Genomic DNA, 1,705 nt, shown 5'->3' with positions numbered 1-1,705 from the left:
CTGAAAACACAACCCGCTACGGGGGAGACTTACCCGAAATCTGATTTATTCAACAAAGCCCTCACGAAGGTCCATTTTATCGGCCTTGAGCACATTCGCCTGGATCCAGTAGCCCGCCGTATCGGGGTTACTGACGACCTGATATCCCTTTGAAGTGACAGCGCTGGCAATTTTTGCCTGCAGGCCACTCATATCCTTATCGGAGGTATTTTTGATTTGCAGATAAACCGTCTTATTATTTGAAGGTTCCAGCCAGATTGTTTCGCTCATCTGGGTTTTTACCCAGATTTCTCTTTTTAATGGCGGTTCCCATTGCACTACATCCAGATAACACCAGCGCAGAGCTGACGACCATAACAGCCATGACTTTATTAAGCTTCATCCTGAATCCTTGTGACAGAATCAATACGAGTGAATACACATTCTCTTATCATTTCGGAATGCGCATTCACTATATACGAATTTTAAACGAGATATAAAAACTAATTACAGCCTGAGAAACCAATAATAACAAAGGAAACTTTTAGCCTGTTAACAAACTACCATAATTGATAGGTTGCATCTGGATGATTACCCCCCCAACTTTTCTACTCGAAAAGAATTTATTGCAGAGGTGAGTAATGATAGCTGATATCGTCCAAAATCCAGATTCATGACAAAACCAAAAAAAACGGACGTTAAAATAACCATAAATGCAAAAGAGAATGGTGAGTCATAAAACACTCTATTACAAATAGCCAATAACATAATCACCGTCATGTAAACAACAGCATAAATAAAAACTTTCTTAGCAAAAAAACGATATACATCCGATTTTTCTCTAAAATTTTTCGGAACTGACAAAAACAGAGAACGTGAACTGGCAATGCCCAGGAGCATAATGGTACTGACCCCAACAGGAAAAACCAAAACATGAAACATATACTTTCCTGACAAATACACAGTATCCACACTAATTACAGCGCAAAGTATATTCCATGCAACTAACACTACGCCTGGCCAAAGGCACTCCCAAAAAGATGGAATTTCAGCCTTCCCTTGTGAAAGTAGACTTTTCAGTTCCTCCACTTCCTCAATAAGTATTTTGTTCGTAATCATCATTTTTACCTTTTACCATCAAGATAATCCTTTTGAATTTTCGCCGCTTTCGCCTCTAACTCAGCAGGCGAGTCAGCTCCTGGTAAAGTTTTCACCTTACTCTTTCTTTCATTATAATCACCTTTAAACTCATTTGCTTTTGTTTTATGGTCCTTTTCCATTTCAGCATTCTCATTTTTCACCTCTGCGCCTTGCCGTTGTATGTTTTCACGGGTTTCCTGATGCTGTTGTTTATTCTCTGTAATCATCCCATCCACTTTCTGACCCACATTATCCTTAATATCTGCCCGTTGCGTCATCGCATCGATACGGGCGGAATTATGTCTGTAGTCGGCCATTACCGAACCATTGTCTCCACCTCCTGACACCCCTGTCATATTCTGTCCGATGCTTTCACGCCCCTGTTGATATGCAGCATCAACCCTGGGTTCTACCTGCTCTTTGACGAATTCACGCGCCAGGGCTTCACGCTGCGCCGCAATTTCAGGAGAACTGGTATTGGTCAGAATGGCCTCGGCATCCTGTGGAGCACGATGCTGAACAAAGTTCGCAAACTGCTGAGTCAGGTTTTCGTTCATCTGGCCAGTCATGCTCTCTGTGCGTGACG

The 1,705-nt window shown here is 42.0% G+C and carries 1 protein-coding gene and 2 pseudogenes; all 3 read right to left on the bottom strand.

Annotation, left to right across the window (positions count from 1 at the left end; genetic code table 11):
- Positions 1-60 precede the first annotated feature (60 nt).
- Positions 61-382: pseudogene (traT, locus tag BHE81_RS25740) on the bottom strand (complement resistance protein TraT); the annotation flags it as partial.
- A 188-nt stretch (positions 383-570) separates the two neighbouring features.
- Positions 571-1,098 (bottom strand): conjugal transfer protein TraS, encoded by a 528-nt coding sequence (locus BHE81_RS25730; protein ID WP_032409657.1) that lies wholly within the window; start codon positions 1,096-1,098, stop codon positions 571-573.
- A 5-nt stretch (positions 1,099-1,103) separates the two neighbouring features.
- Positions 1,104-1,705 (bottom strand): annotated as a pseudogene (locus BHE81_RS25725) (conjugal transfer protein TraG); the annotation flags it as partial.

Source organism: Klebsiella sp. AqSCr, assembly GCF_008452795.1.
GTDB classification, from domain to species: Bacteria; Pseudomonadota; Gammaproteobacteria; order Enterobacterales; family Enterobacteriaceae; genus Klebsiella; species Klebsiella pneumoniae.
This window is presented reverse-complemented; position numbering and strand designations above follow the sequence as displayed.